The sequence below is a fragment of the Arthrobacter sp. FW305-BF8 genome (assembly GCF_021789315.1).
GTDB lineage: Bacteria > Actinomycetota > Actinomycetes > Actinomycetales > Micrococcaceae > Arthrobacter.
The window spans coordinates 3,013,565-3,029,609 of record NZ_CP084561.1; the positions used below are offsets into that span (position 1 = coordinate 3,013,565).

The 16,045-nt window shown below is 67.2% G+C and carries 17 protein-coding genes; 3 read left to right on the forward strand and 14 right to left on the reverse strand.

From position 1 onward, the window contains the following. Positions 1–59: 59 nt before the first annotated feature. The 5 genes from mutM to coaD all read right to left on the reverse strand — a co-directional run bounded on the left by mutM (position 60) and on the right by coaD (position 3,227). The gene (mutM, locus tag LFT45_RS13515; RefSeq protein WP_236803783.1) at positions 60–1,031 is read right to left on the reverse strand and encodes a bifunctional DNA-formamidopyrimidine glycosylase/DNA-(apurinic or apyrimidinic site) lyase; all 972 of its coding nucleotides are present in this window, start codon (positions 1,029–1,031) and stop codon (positions 60–62) included. A 6-nt stretch (positions 1,032–1,037) separates the two neighbouring features. Then, positions 1,038–1,793 (reverse strand): ribonuclease III, encoded by a 756-nt coding sequence (gene rnc, locus LFT45_RS13520; RefSeq protein ID WP_236803785.1) that lies wholly within the window; start codon positions 1,791–1,793, stop codon positions 1,038–1,040. Between the two features lie 21 nt (positions 1,794–1,814). Then, a complete protein-coding gene (gene rpmF, locus LFT45_RS13525) occupies positions 1,815–2,018 on the reverse strand; it encodes a 50S ribosomal protein L32 (RefSeq protein ID WP_009356569.1) in 204 nt (67 codons plus the stop codon). 36 nt (positions 2,019–2,054) lie between these two features. Next, on the reverse strand, positions 2,055–2,579 hold the full coding sequence (locus tag LFT45_RS13530) for a YceD family protein (RefSeq protein ID WP_236803788.1): 525 nt from the start codon (positions 2,577–2,579) through the stop codon (positions 2,055–2,057). 168 nt (positions 2,580–2,747) lie between these two features. Then, positions 2,748–3,227, reverse strand: coding sequence for a pantetheine-phosphate adenylyltransferase (coaD, locus tag LFT45_RS13535; protein ID WP_236803789.1), 480 nt, complete (start codon positions 3,225–3,227; stop codon positions 2,748–2,750). A gap of 103 nt (positions 3,228–3,330) precedes the next feature. Here coaD and LFT45_RS13540 point away from each other — a divergent pair, with 103 nt between their 5' ends. Together LFT45_RS13540 and LFT45_RS13545 are read left to right on the forward strand one after the other, a co-directional pair. Further along, entirely contained in the window at positions 3,331–4,539 is a 1,209-nt protein-coding gene (locus tag LFT45_RS13540; RefSeq protein WP_236803791.1) for an aminotransferase class I/II-fold pyridoxal phosphate-dependent enzyme, read from the forward strand. Between the two features lie 2 nt (positions 4,540–4,541). Further along, the gene (locus LFT45_RS13545; protein ID WP_236803793.1) at positions 4,542–5,324 is read left to right on the forward strand and encodes a spermidine synthase; all 783 of its coding nucleotides are present in this window, start codon (positions 4,542–4,544) and stop codon (positions 5,322–5,324) included. Between the two features lie 3 nt (positions 5,325–5,327). Here the strand turns inward: LFT45_RS13545 and rsmD are convergent, their stop codons facing one another. From rsmD to thiL, 4 genes are read right to left on the reverse strand one after another with little or no spacing between them, the layout of a single operon-like run. Continuing rightward, positions 5,328–5,933 (reverse strand): 16S rRNA (guanine(966)-N(2))-methyltransferase RsmD, encoded by a 606-nt coding sequence (gene rsmD / locus LFT45_RS13550; protein ID WP_236803795.1) that lies wholly within the window; start codon positions 5,931–5,933, stop codon positions 5,328–5,330. Positions 5,934–5,990: 57 nt separating this feature from the next. Next, a complete protein-coding gene (locus tag LFT45_RS13555) occupies positions 5,991–8,210 on the reverse strand; it encodes an ATP-dependent DNA helicase RecG (protein WP_236803797.1) in 2,220 nt (739 codons plus the stop codon). Continuing rightward, complete coding sequence (locus LFT45_RS13560) at positions 8,207–9,238, reverse strand: DAK2 domain-containing protein (protein WP_236803799.1); 1,032 nt, start codon at positions 9,236–9,238, stop codon at positions 8,207–8,209. Before LFT45_RS13560 ends, LFT45_RS13555 begins: the two co-directional genes overlap by 4 nt. A gap of 22 nt (positions 9,239–9,260) precedes the next feature. Continuing rightward, complete coding sequence (gene thiL, locus LFT45_RS13565) at positions 9,261–10,286, reverse strand: thiamine-phosphate kinase (RefSeq protein ID WP_236803800.1); 1,026 nt, start codon at positions 10,284–10,286, stop codon at positions 9,261–9,263. Between the two features lie 124 nt (positions 10,287–10,410). Here thiL and LFT45_RS13570 point away from each other — a divergent pair, with 124 nt between their 5' ends. Then, on the forward strand, positions 10,411–10,926 hold the full coding sequence (locus LFT45_RS13570) for a DUF3515 family protein (protein WP_236803802.1): 516 nt from the start codon (positions 10,411–10,413) through the stop codon (positions 10,924–10,926). A gap of 18 nt (positions 10,927–10,944) precedes the next feature. Here the strand turns inward: LFT45_RS13570 and LFT45_RS13575 are convergent, their stop codons facing one another. The 5 genes from LFT45_RS13575 to leuD form a co-directional block, all read right to left on the reverse strand. Beyond that, positions 10,945–12,102, reverse strand: coding sequence for a D-alanine--D-alanine ligase family protein (locus LFT45_RS13575; protein ID WP_236809349.1), 1,158 nt, complete (start codon positions 12,100–12,102; stop codon positions 10,945–10,947). Between the two features lie 17 nt (positions 12,103–12,119). Further along, entirely contained in the window at positions 12,120–13,172 is a 1,053-nt protein-coding gene (locus tag LFT45_RS13580; protein ID WP_236803804.1) for an NAD(P)H-dependent glycerol-3-phosphate dehydrogenase, read from the reverse strand. After that, positions 13,169–13,915, reverse strand: a complete 747-nt coding sequence (locus LFT45_RS13585) for a lysophospholipid acyltransferase family protein (protein WP_236803806.1) — start codon at positions 13,913–13,915, stop codon at positions 13,169–13,171. The genes LFT45_RS13580 and LFT45_RS13585 overlap by 4 nt, the downstream gene beginning before the upstream one ends. A gap of 10 nt (positions 13,916–13,925) precedes the next feature. Next, positions 13,926–15,251, reverse strand: coding sequence for a UDP-N-acetylglucosamine 1-carboxyvinyltransferase (gene murA, locus LFT45_RS13590; RefSeq protein WP_236803808.1), 1,326 nt, complete (start codon positions 15,249–15,251; stop codon positions 13,926–13,928). 183 nt (positions 15,252–15,434) lie between these two features. Beyond that, positions 15,435–16,037, reverse strand: coding sequence for a 3-isopropylmalate dehydratase small subunit (gene leuD / locus LFT45_RS13595; RefSeq protein ID WP_236803810.1), 603 nt, complete (start codon positions 16,035–16,037; stop codon positions 15,435–15,437). Between the last annotated feature and the right edge of the window lie 8 nt (positions 16,038–16,045).

The following is a 16,045-nucleotide window of genomic DNA, read 5'->3' on the forward strand; positions in this document are numbered from 1 at the left end:
ACGGGCAGGAATCCCCGGATTTGCGGCGTTCCGGGCCTTCCCGACCAAGGTGTCCATGGTCACCAGCGGCCGTTGCGGGGCCGCGGCTGGCATACGGGGCAAGTGTAGGAGGAACGGTTCATGAACTGCTCGCGCCTCATGATGCTGACGATCCCGGCGGCAGCACAGCGCCGGCATTCCTGCCCCTCCCTGCCGTAGGCATTGAGGGACCGCTCAAAGTAGCCGGACGCGCCGTTGACGTTGACGTACAGGGAATCGAAGCTCGTACCGCCGGCAGCCAGGGCATCGGCCATCACGTCGCGGGCAGCGGCGAGGAGGCGTTCGGCTTCAGCCCGACGGAGTGTGTCGGTGGGCCGCGCATAATGCAGTTTTGCCCGCCACAGGGCCTCGTCAGCGTAGATGTTGCCGATCCCGGACACGAGCCCCTGGTCCAGCAGCGCGCGTTTTAGCCCGGTCTTCCGCTTCCGGAGGCGGCGGTAGAAGGTGTCAAAGGAAAAATGCGGGTCCAGGGGGTCACGCGCGATGTGCGTGGCTTCCTCCGCAATGACCGGCAGCGGGTCCTCCGCAGTCCCGCCGGGTCCGCCGTCGTCCGTGGGAACAAGGGTGGTGATGAACAGGCCGCCGAAGATCCGCTGGTCCACGAACCGCAACTGCTCCGGCATGGCTTCCTCCGGACTCAGCCGCAGGCGGACCTTCAGGTGTTTCTCGTCCGGAACGGAGCTGTCCTGCATCAGGAGCTGGCCGCTCATGCCGAGGTGGGCCATCAGCGCGACGCCGGGCAGCCCCGAACCGCCGCTACCGGTGCTGCCACGGGACACACCGTCTTCCTGCAGCGGCATCCAGAGGAACTTGCCCCGGCGGACGACATCGAGGATTTTGGCTCCCTCAAGGTTTCCCGCGAAATCCTCGGGCCCCAGCGCGTGCCGGCGCACGGATCTCGGGTCCACAACGTCGACGCCGGTGACGGTCCGGCCGCGGACCCAGTTGACCAGGCCGCGCCGGACCACCTCCACTTCGGGAAGTTCAGGCACCGGTGCTTAGCTGCCCGCGGCGGAATCCGAGGGAGCCGCCGCTGCGTCTGCCGGTGCAGGCTCCGCGTCGGCGACCTTGACTGCCGCGCCCGAAAGCTTCCGCCAGGCGTCCGCGGCAGCTTCCTGCTCGGCTTCCTTCTTGGAGTGGCCGGAGCCTGTGCCGTAGGCGGTTCCGCCGATCTGAAGTTGGGCGACGAAGGTGCGCGCGTGGTCCGGGCCGGAGCCCTCAACGGCGTAGTAGATGCTGCCCAGCTGACGGCCCGCGGCCAGCTCCTGGATGCTGGTTTTCCAGTCCGTGCCGGCACCGAGCGCCGCGGCGTCCTTCAGGAGCGGACCAATGAGGCGCATCACCAGCTGGCGTGCGGTCTCGATGTCGTTGGACACGTAGGTAGCGCCAATGAGGGCTTCCATGGTGTCAGCCAGAATCGAGGCCTTGTTCTTGCCTTCGGTGAGCTTCTCCCCCTGGCCAAGGTAGATGTAGTCCCCGATGCCCAGACTGCGGCCGATACCGGCGAGGGCACGGGTGCTCACCACCGCCGACCGGCGCTTGGCCAGATCGCCCTCAGGGAGCGTCGGGTTGTCGCGGTACAGCGCATCGGTGACGGAGAAGCCCAGGATGGAGTCACCCAGGAACTCAAGGCGCTCGTTGGTGGGTATGCCGCCGTTTTCGTAGGCGTACGAACGGTGTGTCAGAGCAAGACGAAGCGTCCCGGCGTCAATGAAGACACCGAGACGCTTCAGAAGCTCTTCAGTTGAAGACATCCTGATCGACTTGTAGGCCGATTAGACGTCCGCGACCTTGCGGCCCTTGTACTCAAGGAACAGCGCAGTGCCAGCCGAGTCGGTGACGACCTTTGCCTGGTGCGGCAGGCTGTAGGTGACCTGGCCGTTCTCGACGGTCTTCACCAGGTGGGGGGCAGTTGCCTTCCACTGGGAACGACGGGCGCGGGTATTCGAGCGAGACATTTTCCGCTTGGGAACAGCCACGGCTAACTCATTTCTCTCTAGAAAAACACTTACAAATCAATTTTGCCGGTCAGGCTTAGCCAGATCAGCTAGGGCAGCCCAGCGAGGATCTACGACCTCGTGGTGGTGCCCCGGCTCGTCTTCCAGGCGCGCTCCGCATTCGGAACACAGACCCTGGCAGTCTTCCCGGCACACCGGCTGGAACGGCAGCGCGGTCACGACTGCGTCCCGCAACACCGGCTCAAGATCGATCAGATCGTGCTCGACTCGACGTTGCTCTTCATCGTCTTCCCCGTCGGAAAGCAGTACGCCTTCGTAGAGGAAAAGTTCTTGCACATTGACCTCAAGGTCATACGCAAGGGGATCCAGGCATCGGCCGCACTCACCGTTTACTTCGGTAAGGGCGGTTCCTGATACCAGAATTCCTTCGTGTACGGCCTCAAGCTTCAGGTCGAGCTCGATATCCGAGCCTTCCTGAACGCCAATGAGCGCCACGCCGAGATCTTTCGGCGCGGGTAGATGTTCCGTCAGTGTACGCATGCTCCCCGGGCTGCGCCCGAGGTCCTTGACATCTAACATCAAGGGCGAACTTGCATCTCGCTTAATGAGAACTCCTGTTGAACATATGACCGACGTACCATCTTAGCCTGAACTCCCTGACGGACTCAAACCGGATGCCACGCCGGGGCACGCGGCCGGCGTGCACCGGAAACGTACCGGACAAGCCTACCCCCTTCAGGGCTGGCGGGCCTAAGGCGCGCCGCCAGCCAGAAGCCGTTTCAGCACGGACCTGGGAACGTACTCGGAGACGCTGCCGCCCAGGCTGGCAACTTCCTTGATCAGGGTTGATGACAGGTGAAGGTAGTGCGCCTCTGCCGGAAGGAACACGGTCTCCACCCCGCTCAGCTGGCGGTTCATCGTCGCCATGGGAAGCTCGTAGTCAAAGTCCGACGACGACCGCAGCCCCTTCACGATGGCGGACACCCCGCGCTGCCGGCAGTACTCCGCCAGGAGTCCCTCCCCGACGGGTTCCACGACGATGCCGCGCAGGGAGGCCAGTGTCTCCCTGGCCATCTCAATCCGTTCCTCCAGCGGAAACCGGTACTTCTTGGCGTAGTTGGTGGACACGGCGACTATCACTTCATCAAACAGGCTCGCGGCTCTGGCGATGACCTCGAGGTGTCCATTGTGGATGGGGTCGAAGGAGCCTGGGCATACGGCGCGTCTCATGCTCCGAACCTACCGTATCCGCAGGCCGGGATACCATGACTGGGGCACGGCCGCGAACGCGCCCGCGGCTGAAAAGAGTGCCGAACAGACAGGCAGGAAACCAATGACAGAAACCCTTCCGGCTCCCTGGCAGCGTGCGGCCACCGGAGCGAACCTGCTGGCGGGGAACGGCACTTTGGGTGTGACCATCTTCGAGGAGATGACCACGCTCGCCATGCAGACCGGTGCCATCAACCTGGGGCAGGGATTTCCTGACGAGGACGGCCCCGCGGAGATCAAGGCGGCCGCCCAGGCCGCGATTGCCGAGGGCTCCAACCAGTACGCGCCCGGCAAGGGGGTCCCCCAGCTCCGGAAGGCCGTGTCCGCACACCAGAAGAGGTTCTACGGGCTGGAGCCGGACCCGGACACTGAAATTATCGTCACCACCGGAGCCACCGAGGCAATTGCCGCGTCACTGCTGGCCTTCGTCGGCCCCGGCGATGAGGTCCTGACCTTCGAGCCGTTTTACGACTCCTACGGTGCGATCATCGGGCTCTCCGGCGCCACGCATGTCACGGCCCCGCTGCTGGCCCCCGATTTCCTGCCCGACTCCGCAGCCCTGGAGGCGGCGTTCACCGACCGCACCAAAGTCGTGCTGCTGAACAACCCGCACAACCCGACCGGTGCGGTCTTCCCGCGCGAGGTGCTTCAGCGCGTCGTCGACCTAGCCCGGAAGCATGACGCGATCATCATCACGGACGAGGTTTACGAGCACCTCACGTTCGGCGTCACCCACATTCCGGTGGCCACGCTGCCGGGGGCCGCCGACAGGACGGTCACCATTTCCTCGGCAGGCAAGACGTTCTCGTTTACGGGCTGGAAGGTCGGGTGGCTGAGCGGCCCTGAGCACCTCGTAGCGGCGGTCCGTACCGTGAAGCAGTTCCTCACCTACAGTTCCGGCACCCCGTTCCAGAGTGCCATCGCCACCGGCCTGGCCCTGCCCGACGAATTCTACCAGGGCATCTCCGCCACGCTGCGGAAAAAGCGCGACATCCTGAGTGAGGGGCTGCGCGCGGCCGGACTGGAGGTGTTCACCCCCGACGGCACCTACTTCGTCAACGTGGACACCTCCCCGCTGGGCATCCGCGACTCGGTGGACCTGGCCCGCCGCCTGCCCGCGCTAGTGGGAGTGGCGGCCATTCCGGTGCCCGTGTTCTGCCACCCCGAGGGCGCGGAGCGGACGCGCAGCCTGCTGCGGTTCGCGTTCTGCAAGCGCGACGAAGTCCTCGAGGAGGCCGCCGCGCGGCTGGCGACCCTCCGGGACAGGCTCTGACCATGCCCGGCGGAGCCCGGGCATCGCGCTTTCTGCGCGCCACCGGCCAGCACGCCGTCATCGAACCGGATACCTACACTGACGGGGGTTTCGTGCTCAGCATCGGCGGCGCCGAGCAGTCCCACGTGGACCTGGCCGACCCCGAGGACATCTTCTACGAATACCTGCGCCGTGTCGGGCACGTCGTGGACCTCGCCGCTCCGTGGGGTGAACCCATCCGTGCCCTGCATCTGGGGGCCGGGGCGCTGACCCTGGCACGGTACATCCAGGCGACCCGCCCCGGCTCCGTCCAATACGCCGTGGAACTGGAACGGGAGCTGCTGGACTTCGTGCTGGAGCGGCTGCCGCTGCCGGACGGAACCGACCTCCACACGGTCATCGGCGACGCCCGCGCCGCCCTGGCCGAGCTGCCGCCGGACCTGCGTTTCGACGTTGTCATCCTGGACATCTTCTCCGGGCCGGAGGCACCGGAACACATCGCCTGCACCGGGTTCTACCAGGAGGCCGCGGCCCTTCTCTCGGAGCGGGGCGTGTTGATTGTGAATGTGGGCGACGAGCCGGGCCTGACGCTCGTCCGGAGCCAGGTGGCTGCGCTGCGCAGGGCCATGACCGACGTCGCAGCCTGCGCCGAGGCGGGCATGTTCGCGGGCAAGTATCCCGGGAACATCATCCTTGCCGGCACCCGCAGGCCGTGGCCGCCCGAGTGGACCGCCGCCCTGACAGCCCGCGGCCCCCATCCGGCCAAAGTCCTGGCCGGTGTGGAACTGGACGGGTTGTCCGACTAGGAGCTAGTCCTCGGCCTCCAGCGCGAGGTCCACATCCTGGCCGCTGGACGGTTCGGCGTACCACAGCCGTGTCTCGCCGTACTTCTTCTCGGCAAAGCGCTCCAGGCCTCCGGGCCACCCCGGTTCGGTAGAGCGCGACGACCGTTCGACCACTACCACCGCCCCGTCGCTGAGGTGCGGGGCAAGCTTTTGCAGGACGGACGCCAGCGCGGGCTCGTCGAGGGGGTAAGGCGGGTCCAGGAACGCGACGTCCCATGCGGTGTCCGCGGCCGTCCGCTCGAGGAAGGATTCCACTTTGGAGCGGTGCACCGTGACGGCCTTGCGGCCCAGGACTCCGTTGATGAGGTCCGCGTTCCGCTGGCACACGGCGCTGGCCTTCGCGTCGAACTCCACGAGATCGACCGTTTCCGCCCCTCTGCTGGCGCTCTCGACCCCCAGCGCACCGGATCCCGCGTAGAGGTCCAGGACGCGGGCGCCGCCGAGCACGTTAAACGCGTCCAGCCGGGAAAACAGCGCCTCCTTGACCCGGTCCGTGGTGGGCCGCGTCATTGAACCTGGCACGTTGGCCAGCGGGGTTCCGCCCGCGGCGCCGGCAACGATCCTGCTCATGCGCCGGCCCCCGCGCTGTCCCCTGCCTGCGGCAGTGCGGGTGGCAGGGTCATCGTGCTAGCCGCGTTCAAGGAACGCCTCCTTCTCGGGGTTCAGGTACTCGTCAATGGCCTCTGCAAGTGCCGCCTGGCCGGCCAGCGCAGGGTCTGTGCCCACAATCTTCTGGGCGTCCTGCCGGGCCCGGGCAATGATGTCCTCGTGCTCCAGGACACGGAGCAACTTCAGCGTGGACCGGCCACCGGACTGCGAGGCGCCGAGGATGTCGCCCTCGCGGCGCAGCTTCAGGTCCTCCTGGGAAAGCTCGAAGCCGTCGGTGGTGGCGGCGACGGCGTCCAGCCGGCGCCGGCTCGGGTGCCCCGGTTCGAGGGTGGTCACGAGCAGGCACGTGCCCGGCAGCCCTCCCCGGCCCACGCGCCCGCGGAGCTGGTGAAGCTGGGAGATGCCGAAGCGGTCCGCGTCCAGGATGACCATCAGGGTGGCGTTATGCACGTCCACGCCCACCTCGATGACGGTGGTGGATACCAGCAGCTTGGTCTTGTTGGCCGTGAAGGAGGCCATGGTCTCCGACTTCAGCACCGGGTCCTGGCGCCCGTGGAGTGGCGCCAGCGCCACTCCGGCCAAGGCCGGTTCCTCCCTGAGGTGTTCGACGACGGCGGTCACGGAGGCCAGTTCGCGCGCGGCTCCGTCTCCCTCCAGTTCCCCGGGGTCGGGTTCCGCTTCACCGGGAGTGAAGTCGCCGTCGTCGTCCGCCCCGATCTTGGGGCACACGACGTAGACCTGGTGGCCCGACTCGATCTCTTCGCGGGAGCGGGACCAGATGCGGCCGGCCCAGGCGGGGTTTTCCGCGAGGCCGACGACGTGCGTGGTGATGGGTGCCCGGCCGGCGGGCAGTTCGTCAAGCACGGATGTTTCAAGGTCGCCGAACACCGTCATGGCCACGGTCCTGGGGATCGGGGTGGCGGTCATGACCAGCAGGTGCGGCGGCTTGCTGGCCTTGGCACGCAGGGCATCGCGCTGTTCCACGCCGAAACGGTGCTGCTCATCCACCACGATGAGGCCCAGGTCAAAGAAGGTGACGTTGTCGCTCAACAGCGCGTGGGTGCCGATGACGATCCCGGCAGTGCCGGACGCGGCGTCGAGCAGCGCCTGCTTGCGCGCGGCAGTCGGCATGGAGCCGGTAAGCAGGCTGACCTGCACCGAATGGTCGCCCAGCCCGCCCAGGAGCCCGTCGCGGGACAGCTCGCCAAGTGTCCGCCGGATGGAATCGAAGTGCTGTGCCGCCAACACTTCCGTGGGCGCCAGCAGCGCTGCCTGTCCCCCGGCGTCGACCACCTGGAGCATGGCCCGCAGCGCCACGATGGTTTTTCCGGAGCCTACCTCGCCCTGCAGCAGCCTGTTCATGGGCCAGTCCTGCGACAGCTCCTCCGAGAGGGTCTTGCCGACGGCGGACTGGCCCGCGGTCAGGGTGAACGGCAGCTGGCGGTCGAAGGCCGCGAGCAGCCCCTCCGGCACGGGACGCCGGGCGGTGGCCTCCTCGGAAGCGAGCTGGGCCCGGCGCCGGGCCAGAGCCGACTGGAGGACCAGGGCTTCCTGATAGCGGAACCGGTCCCTGGCATTGCGCCAGTCCTGCGCGGTCTCCGGGGCGTGGATGAGCCGGTAAGCCTCCGGCACCGGAAGGAATTTTTCCCGCGCTGATATGGCCGCCGGCAACGGGTCCGGCAAGGCGTCCAGGTCCGCGGTTTCCAGCAGGGCTTTCACGACCTTCTGGATGGACCAGCTGGTAAGGCCTGCGGTGGCCGGGTAGATCGGGATGGGCATGGCCGCGAGCTTTTCAGGGTCCATGTCCGGGACATCCGGGTCCTTGTCCAGCAGTTGGTAGTTCGGGTTGGTCAGCCCCAGTGAACCCTGGTAGCGCGTCACCTTCCCGGAGAACATGGCCCGCCGGCCGGGATGCAGCTCGGCCCTGGCGAGACGGCCGTTGAAGAAACTGATTTTCAGTGTGCCCGTGCCGGCGTCATCGGTAACGACGACGTCGGTGATGGAGCCTTTCCGCGCGCGCATCTGCCGGGTGCTGTTGGAGACGACGCGGGCGATCAGTGTCGCTTCCTCATCGAACGGAAGTTCGCTGATGCGCGTCAGCTCACCGCGGTTGAGGTAGCGGCGCGGGAAGTGGTTCAGCAGGCCGCCGACGGTGGTGATGCCAAGGTGCTTCTCGATGGCCGCCGCGGAGCGCTTGCCGACCCGGCGCTCCAGGCCGAGTTCCAGTTCGGCGTTCATCGTCCTTCGGCGCCCACTTCTCCCGACGGGTCCCGGGGCAGGGCGAGCTCGCTGACGGAGACGTCCGCCGGATTGCCCAGCGACCTGATCACGCCAAGGGCCGGAGCGGGGTCAGGGACGTGCACGTGGACACGCCACCGGTACCGGCCCTCGGCATCGGCGGAAGGGCCAGCCTGGCTCATGATGACGGAGTCGCCGAGTTCATCCAGGCGCTGCCTGAGGGTGGCGGCGTCCAGCGGGGACAGGCTGATGGTGCACATGACCTCCACGCCGTCGTCGTCCGGCATGCCGGTGTGGATGTGGGGGTCCTGGAGGTCGTACCCGTGCAGGCCGTCCAAAAGCTCGCTGCGGAGTTCCTCGCCGAGCACCGCCGAGCGGAGGCAATCCAAGATCAACAGCATTCCCACGCCGCCGGCGTCCACCACGTGCGCGGCCTGCAGGGCATCAAGCTGCCCCTCCGTGCGGACCACGGCCTCGAGGGCAGCCGCCACGGCCGCATCCAGGACCAGGCCCAGGGCATGGTTGCTGTCGTTGCCGTTCTGGCCGGCGTCGACGGCGGCCGCGGCCCGCCCCGCCGCCTCCATCACGGACAGCATGGTGCCGGGAACGGGGTCGCTGAGCGCTGACCAGGCCCTGATCTGCGCCCGGTTGAGGGCAGCTGCGAGGAGCGAGGAGGTGAGCCTGGCGTGTCCGGCCAGCGGTTCGGCCGCTGCGCAGAGGAAGACGGAGAACAGCGTGCCTGAGTTCCCCTTGGCCTGCTCCATGGCCGCCTGCCCGGCATGCGCCAGAACGGCGCCCACGTCATTGAGCTGTGCCGGGTGCCCGGCCTGCTCCGGCACCTGCATCTGCATCTGCATGGGGCCTGCGTCTGCGGGGACGGCGTCCTGGAGCGCCCGGTGGGCGGCGCGGACCGTGAGGTAGAGGTTGGTACCGGTATCGCCGTCGGCTACCGGGAAGATATTGATGGCGTTCAGGCGGTCGCTGTGGTTGCCCAGTGCGGTTTCGGCCTTGCCCAACCACCGCTTCATCGCTTGCGCGTTCGCGGCAACCTTAGTCTGCAAAGTGATCCCATCCCACGGAGTCAGCGGGCCGTCCCGCGATCGTCACGCCGGGCGCCTTGTCGGCGCCGCAGGCTTGTACTGAGCCTATCCCAGTAAAGCCGGGCGGCACCTGCATGCCCGCCGGGAATGTGGCCAGGAGCCCGTGGTCTTCCCCGCCGCCGAGTACCCACGCGCGCGGGTCGGCACCCAGGAGGGTGGCCGCGGGGCGGAGGGGCTCGGCGAGCTGGCCAAGGTGCCCGGGATCCAAGTCCAGCACAGCGTGGCTGGCCACCGCCATCCTGGTTCCGTCCCGCACCAGGCCGTCGGAAATGTCCATCATCGCTGTGGCTCCGGACATGCGTGCCAGCGGCCCGGCCTCCAGGGGCGGCTCCGGCCGGCACTGAAGCTCAAGGAAGGACAGCAGGCCCGGTGAAAGGGAACCCACCTGATGGGCGGACTCCAGCAGTGCCAGCCCGGCGGCAGCCCAGCCTGCCCGCCCGGCGATGGCCACGGTATCGCCTGCCTGGGCGCCGGACCGGAGTACCGGCTTGCCACCGTCGAGCGTGCCGAGGACCGCGACGGTGACGGACAGTTCGCGGCCGCGGCCAAGGTCGCCGCCCGCGACAGAACAGGCACGCGCGCCCAGCTTGCTGATGGCGGCCGTGAGGCCGTCCGCCAGGTCCTCCACCCATCCGACCGGCGTGCGAGGCGGCAGGGTCAGGCTCACCACCATGGACGTTGCCGAGGCACCCATGGCGTTGATGTCGCTCAGGTTCTGCGCCGCGGCCTTCCACCCGACGTCATATCCGGTGGTCCGGTAGCCGTTGCGCCACTCAAGCCGAAAATCCTGGTCCTGGACCTGGGTGTCGATGCTGATGACCGTTCTGCCGTCCGGAACAGCAATAATGGCGGCGTCATCGCCCGGTCCAAGGAGCACGGCGGCACTGTGCAAGGCATTGAGTTCCAGGCGCGGGAAGATCCGTACCAGAAGCTCCGCTTCGGACAGCTGGGCGACAGTCAATGGTGTTTGGGGCACGCCACTACGCTACCGCCACGGACGGACATTCTTTGGCTGGCCGGGTTTCCGGGCCCGGCCAGCACGAAGTGCGGGCGTCATTCGGCGGTCAGTCCGGCTCTGCGCGGAACGATAGGCTTGAAGGATGCAATACCCGCCTGCCGAGAACCCTGTCCAGAAACCCATCCGCAGGCTGACAGTGGCCGTGGGCACCGCGCTGACTGGACTGGTGCTGGGCGGCTGTTCACCCGCCGTCGATGTTGCCCCCGCCGCCGACGCAGCCAATCCGGCCTGCGCCCCGATGATGGTGGCCCTTCCGGATGCGATCGGCGAGGCCCGCCTGCGGAAGACGAACAGTCAGGCCACCGCCGCCTGGGGCGACCCCTCGCAGGTGGTCCTGCGGTGCGGCGTCAACGTCCCCGGACCCACCACGGACCGCTGCGTCAGCGTCAACGACGTCGACTGGGTCATCAAGGAGGGCAGCCCCGTGTGGACGCTGACCACCTACGGCCGGGAACCCGCCACGGAAATCCTGATGGATCCGGACAAGATCAGCTCGGCCACCGTCCTGGCTGACCTGTCCGCCGCAGCCGCAAAGATCAAGGCCAGCCGCAACTGCGTGGGCCAGGAGGATCTGCAGGACCTGCCCACCAGCAAGTAGCGGGCCAGGTCCCACATGTCAGCGCAGGCCGGTCTTGCGGGTCAGCGCCAGGTAGATCAGCTCGTCGATCAGTTCCGGATAGCTCAGTCCGGTGGCCGCCCACATTTGCGGGTACATGCTCTTCGGCGTGAATCCGGGCATCGTGTTGATCTCGTTGATGATCAGGTCGCCGTCCGGAGTGTAGAAGAAGTCGACCCGGCTCAGGCCCTCCGCTCCCACAGAGTCGAACGCCGCTGCAGCGAGCTCGCGGACGCGGGCAATCGCTTCCTCGGGCATGTCCGCGGGGCAGCTCAGGGCGGCCGCGTCATCCACGTACTTGGCCTGGAAGTCGTAGAACTCGTGCCCGCCGCCGGCCACGGAGATCTCGCCGGGCAGGGACGTGCGCGGCGCATCGCCACCGCGGCCCTCGAGCACGGCGCATTCGATTTCCCGGCCCACGATGCCGGCCTCGATCACCAGCTTCGGATCATGTTCGCGGGCCGCCTCTATCGCGGCGTCCAGGCCGTCAAGCGAGTCAACTTTGGAGATCCCCATCGAGGATCCGGCGCGGGCGGGCTTGACGAACACCGGGAAGCCCAGCAGGTCAACCTGCTTGCGGACAGACTCGGGGTCGTTGCGCCACTGCCTGTCGGTCACGGCGATGTACGGGCCCACCTTCAGGCCGGCGGCCTCGAAGACCACCTTCATGAAATGCTTGTCCATGCCCACCGCCGAGGCGAGCACGCCGGCACCGACGTAGCGGGTGTCGGAGAGTTCCAGAAGCCCCTGGATGGTGCCGTCCTCGCCGAACGGCCCATGCAGCAGCGGGAACACCACATCCACGGATCCAAGTTCCTGCGGCACCTCGTTGGGAGCCGTCACGATGAGCTTGTGCTCCCCCCCGATCTCCGTGATGCTCACTGTCCTAGCCGACGGGGCGACCTCCGGAAGCGAGGTTGCGGACAGCGACCACTGTGCCGTGTCCCCCGGCGGGAGGACCCACTGGCCGGACTTGGCAATACCGATGGGAACGACGTCGTACTTGTTCCGGTCGATGGCCCCCAGCACTCCGGCAGCAGTTACGCAACTGACGGCGTGCTCGCTGGAGCGGCCGCCAAAGAGGACGGCCACCCGCGGCTTGGGCTGGCTACCGCCGTGGGCGGCCTTGGTCTGGCTGGTGTTGTCCGCTGCGGTCAAGTTTTCTTCCGACACTGTCAGTAATCGCCTTCGGCTTTAAGTTCCCGGGACAGCAGTAGCGGCCCGAGTTGGTCAACGGACAATTTTCCGGCGAGGACCGCGACGACGGCCGCCGTGATGGGCATCTCGACGCCGAGCTTGCCGGCCAGTTCGTGGACGGCCTGGCCGGATTTGATGCCTTCGGCGGTCTGGGTCATTTTCTGCGCGACCTCGTCCAGCGTCAGGCCCTGTCCCAGCAGGCGGCCGGCAGTGTGGTTCCGGGACAGCGGTGACGAGCACGTGGCCACCAGGTCCCCAAGCCCGGCCAGGCCCGCCATGGTGTGGGCCTTCCCGCCGAGCGCCAGGGCCAGCCGGGAGGTTTCGGCCAGGCCGCGGGTAATGACGGACGCCTTGGTGTTGTCCCCCATCTGCTTTCCCTCGCAGATGCCCACGGCCAGTGCGATGACGTTCTTGACGATGCCGCCGATCTCCACACCCACGATGTCCGAGGTGGTGTAGGGGCGGAAGTATGGCGCCGTGCAGCTTCTCGCGATCCAGCCGGCGACGGCCGAGTCGGGACAGGCGACCACCGAGGCTGTGGGCTCCTCCCGGGCGATCTCCATCGCCAGGTTGGGGCCGGAGACGACGGCGATTCGGTCGGCCGGGATGTCCAGTTCCTCAGCGATCACCTCGCTCATCCGGACGTCGGTGCCCAACTCAAGGCCTTTCATCAGGGACACCACGAGGGCGTCGGGCCCGATCAGGGGCTTCCACTTGCGCAGCTGGAGGCGAAGGGACTGCGCCGGTACGGCAAGGACAACCAGGTCGGCTCCGGACAGCGCGTCCGCCACGTCGGTGGAGGCGGAGATGCTCGGCGGCAGGTCAATGTCTGCCAGGTACTGGGGGTTGCGGTGGTTGCCGTTGATCTCGGCGACGACTTCCTCGCGGCGCCCCCAGAGCCGGATGCTGCGCTCCACGCCGGAGGCGGTGGCTGCGTCGGCCAGGATTTTCGCGAACGTGGTGCCCCACGAGCCGGCGCCCAGGACTGCCACGGATACCGCGGAGCCGGGCCGGGCGTGAACAGGCGTCACTTCCCGCCCCGCTCGACGTCGCGGCCGTGCTTCGTCTGGTTGTGGGCGGTGGGGTCCCAGCGCCGGGCCGGCGGCTGCTCCCCACGGAGTTCGGCCAGGAGACCGGTGACGGCATCCATGATGACATCCGTGGCTTCGGCCAGGGTGGCCTTGTCGCGGGACCGGCCCGCGAAGCGCGAGAGGTCGACGGGGTCGCCGATCCGGATCCTGGACGTCTTCCGCGGAAACAGGTGGAACCGCTTGGCGTAGCGGGGAAAGAGCTCGTGCGCGCCCCAGTGCGCCATCGGCACCACGGGGATGCCCGTTTCGAGAGCCAGGCGGGCGGCGCCGGTGTGGCCCTTCATCGGCCACAGATCGGGGTCGCGGGTCAGCGTACCCTCCGGGTAGATGATGATCGCTCCGCCCTCCGCCACAATCTCCTGGGCGAGCTGCAGCGAGCGGTTAGCCCCCGCCGTCGAGCGTTCCACCGGAATCTGCTTGGTGGCATGCAGTACGGCGCCCACCACCGGGACCTTGAAGAGGCCCGACTTCGCCAGGAAGTGCGGGGCGCGCTTGTTGCTGTACAGCATGTGCCCGATCACGAGGGGGTCGATCTCGGTGCAGTGGTTGGGCACGGCGATGAAGCCGCCGGCGGGAAGCTTGTCCGTGCCCTCCCATTTTTTGCTCATGATCAGGTTCAGGACCGGCCGGACAATGCCGGCGATGATCACGAACGTTGTATGGCTTTTGGCCGATTCTTTCACCGGGCCCCCGCTACTTCGCCGGTGAAATGTCGAAGTCGGCGCCGAGCCCGGCCAGCTTCTCGGTGAACCGCTCGTAGCCGCGGTTGATGATGTCGATTCCGGTCACGCGGGAAGTTCCCGTGGCGGCCAGGGCGGCGATCAGGTGGCTGAAGCCGCCGCGGAGGTCAGGTACGTCGATGTCGGTTCCCTTGAGCTGGGTGGGGCCGGAGATGACGGCGGAATGCAGGAAGTTCCGCTGTCCGAAGCGGCACGGCACGCTGCCCAGGCATTCCCGGTGCACCTGGATGCTGGCGCCCATGCGGATGAGTGCCTCGGTGAAGCCGAAGCGGTTCTCGTAGACGGTCTCGTGCACGATGGACACGCCTTCGGCCTGGGTCAGGGCTACGACGAGGGGCTGCTGCCAGTCGGTCATGAATCCGGGGTGGACGTCCGTTTCGAGGACGAGGGGACTGAGCTTGCCGCCGCGGTGGTAGAAGCGGATGCCGTCCTCGCCGATGTCCATGCCGCCGCCCACCTTGCGGAAGGTGTTCAGGAAGGTCATCATGTCCCGCTGGGAGGCGCCTTCAACGAAGATGTCGCCGCGCGTCACCAGCGCCGCGGACGCCCAGGAGGCCGACTCGTTGCGGTCCGACAGCGCGCGGTGGTTGTAGCCGCCCAACTCGCGGACACCCTCGATCCGGATGGTGCGGTCCGTCTGGACGCTGATGATGGCGCCCATCTTCTGCAGCACGGCGATGAGGTCAACAATTTCCGGCTCGGTGGCGGCACCGGAGAGTTCGGTGATGCCTTCGGCGCGCGTGGCACTCAGGAGAACCTGCTCCGTGGCGCCGACGGAGGGGTACGGCAGGGAAATCTTGGCCCCGCGCAGGCCCTTGGGCGCCGAAATGTGTATGCCGCCCGGACGCTTTTCGACGACGGCGCCAAACTGCCGCAGCACGTTCAGGTGGTAGTCGATGGGCCGGTCCCCGATCTTGCAGCCGCCCAGGTCCGGGATGAAGGCCTCGCCGACCGCGTGGATCAGGGGACCGCACAGCAGGATGGGGATCCGGGAGTCGCCGGCGTGGGCGTCTATGGCCGTGCTCGGCGCAGTCTTGGCACCCTTGGGATCCAGGGTCAGGTCACCGGTGACGGGATCCTTGTCGACGGTCACGCCGTGGAGCTGGAGCAGGCTGGTGACTACCTCGACGTCCTTGATTTCCGGAACGTTCCGCAGCACGGAAGGCTCGTTGCCCAGCAGCGCGGCCACCATGGCCTTGGGCACAAGGTTCTTGGCACCGCGGACGGTGACACGGCCAGTTAGCGGGACGCCTCCGCGGATTGTCAGAACACTACTCATTTACCGGTTTCCTCACGACTACTCGCCCCCAAATCCTTACAAAGGCACCAGCTAAGCATATGAGCTCGCGTTACCGAACCGAAATACTGACGCGGGCGCGTGGGCTCCCAGGGCCGCACCGGGGGCAGCGGAAAGGCCCGCCGCGGCTATGCACGGCGGGCCTTTTTGGCGATGTTTATGCGGTCAGGAAGTCCTGGCCGGGAGTGTAAGCGGCTTGAAGGACGGCCGGGTGGCTTCGTAGGCCGTAATGTCCTCCTCGTGCTGCAGGGTCAGTCCGATGTCGTCGAGGCCCTCGAGCAGGCGCCAGCGCGTGTAGTCGTCGATCTCGAACGGCGCAACCACGCTGCCGCAGGTGACGGTCTTGGAGGCGAGGTCAACGGTCACCTCGGTTCCCGGTGCGTTCTCGAGGGTCTTCCAGATGAGCTCGATGTCATCCTGGGCAACCTGGGCGGCGAGGAGTCCCTGCTTGCCGGAGTTGCCGCGGAAGATGTCCGCGAAGCGCGAGGACAGCACAGCTTTGAAGCCATAGTCCTTGAGCGCCCAGACGGCGTGCTCCCGGGAGGACCCGGTGCCGAAGTCCGGCCCGGCCACCAGCACGGAGCCGGCGTTGAACGGTTCCTGGTTCAGGATGAACGCCGGGTCCTTGCGCCAGGCCGCGAACAGCGCATCCTCGAAGCCGGTGCGGGTGATGCGCTTGAGGTAGACGGCGGGGATGATCTGGTCCGTGTCGACGTTGCTCTGGCGCAGCGGGACGCCGATACCGGTGTGGGTGGTGAACTTTTCCATGGCGTCTT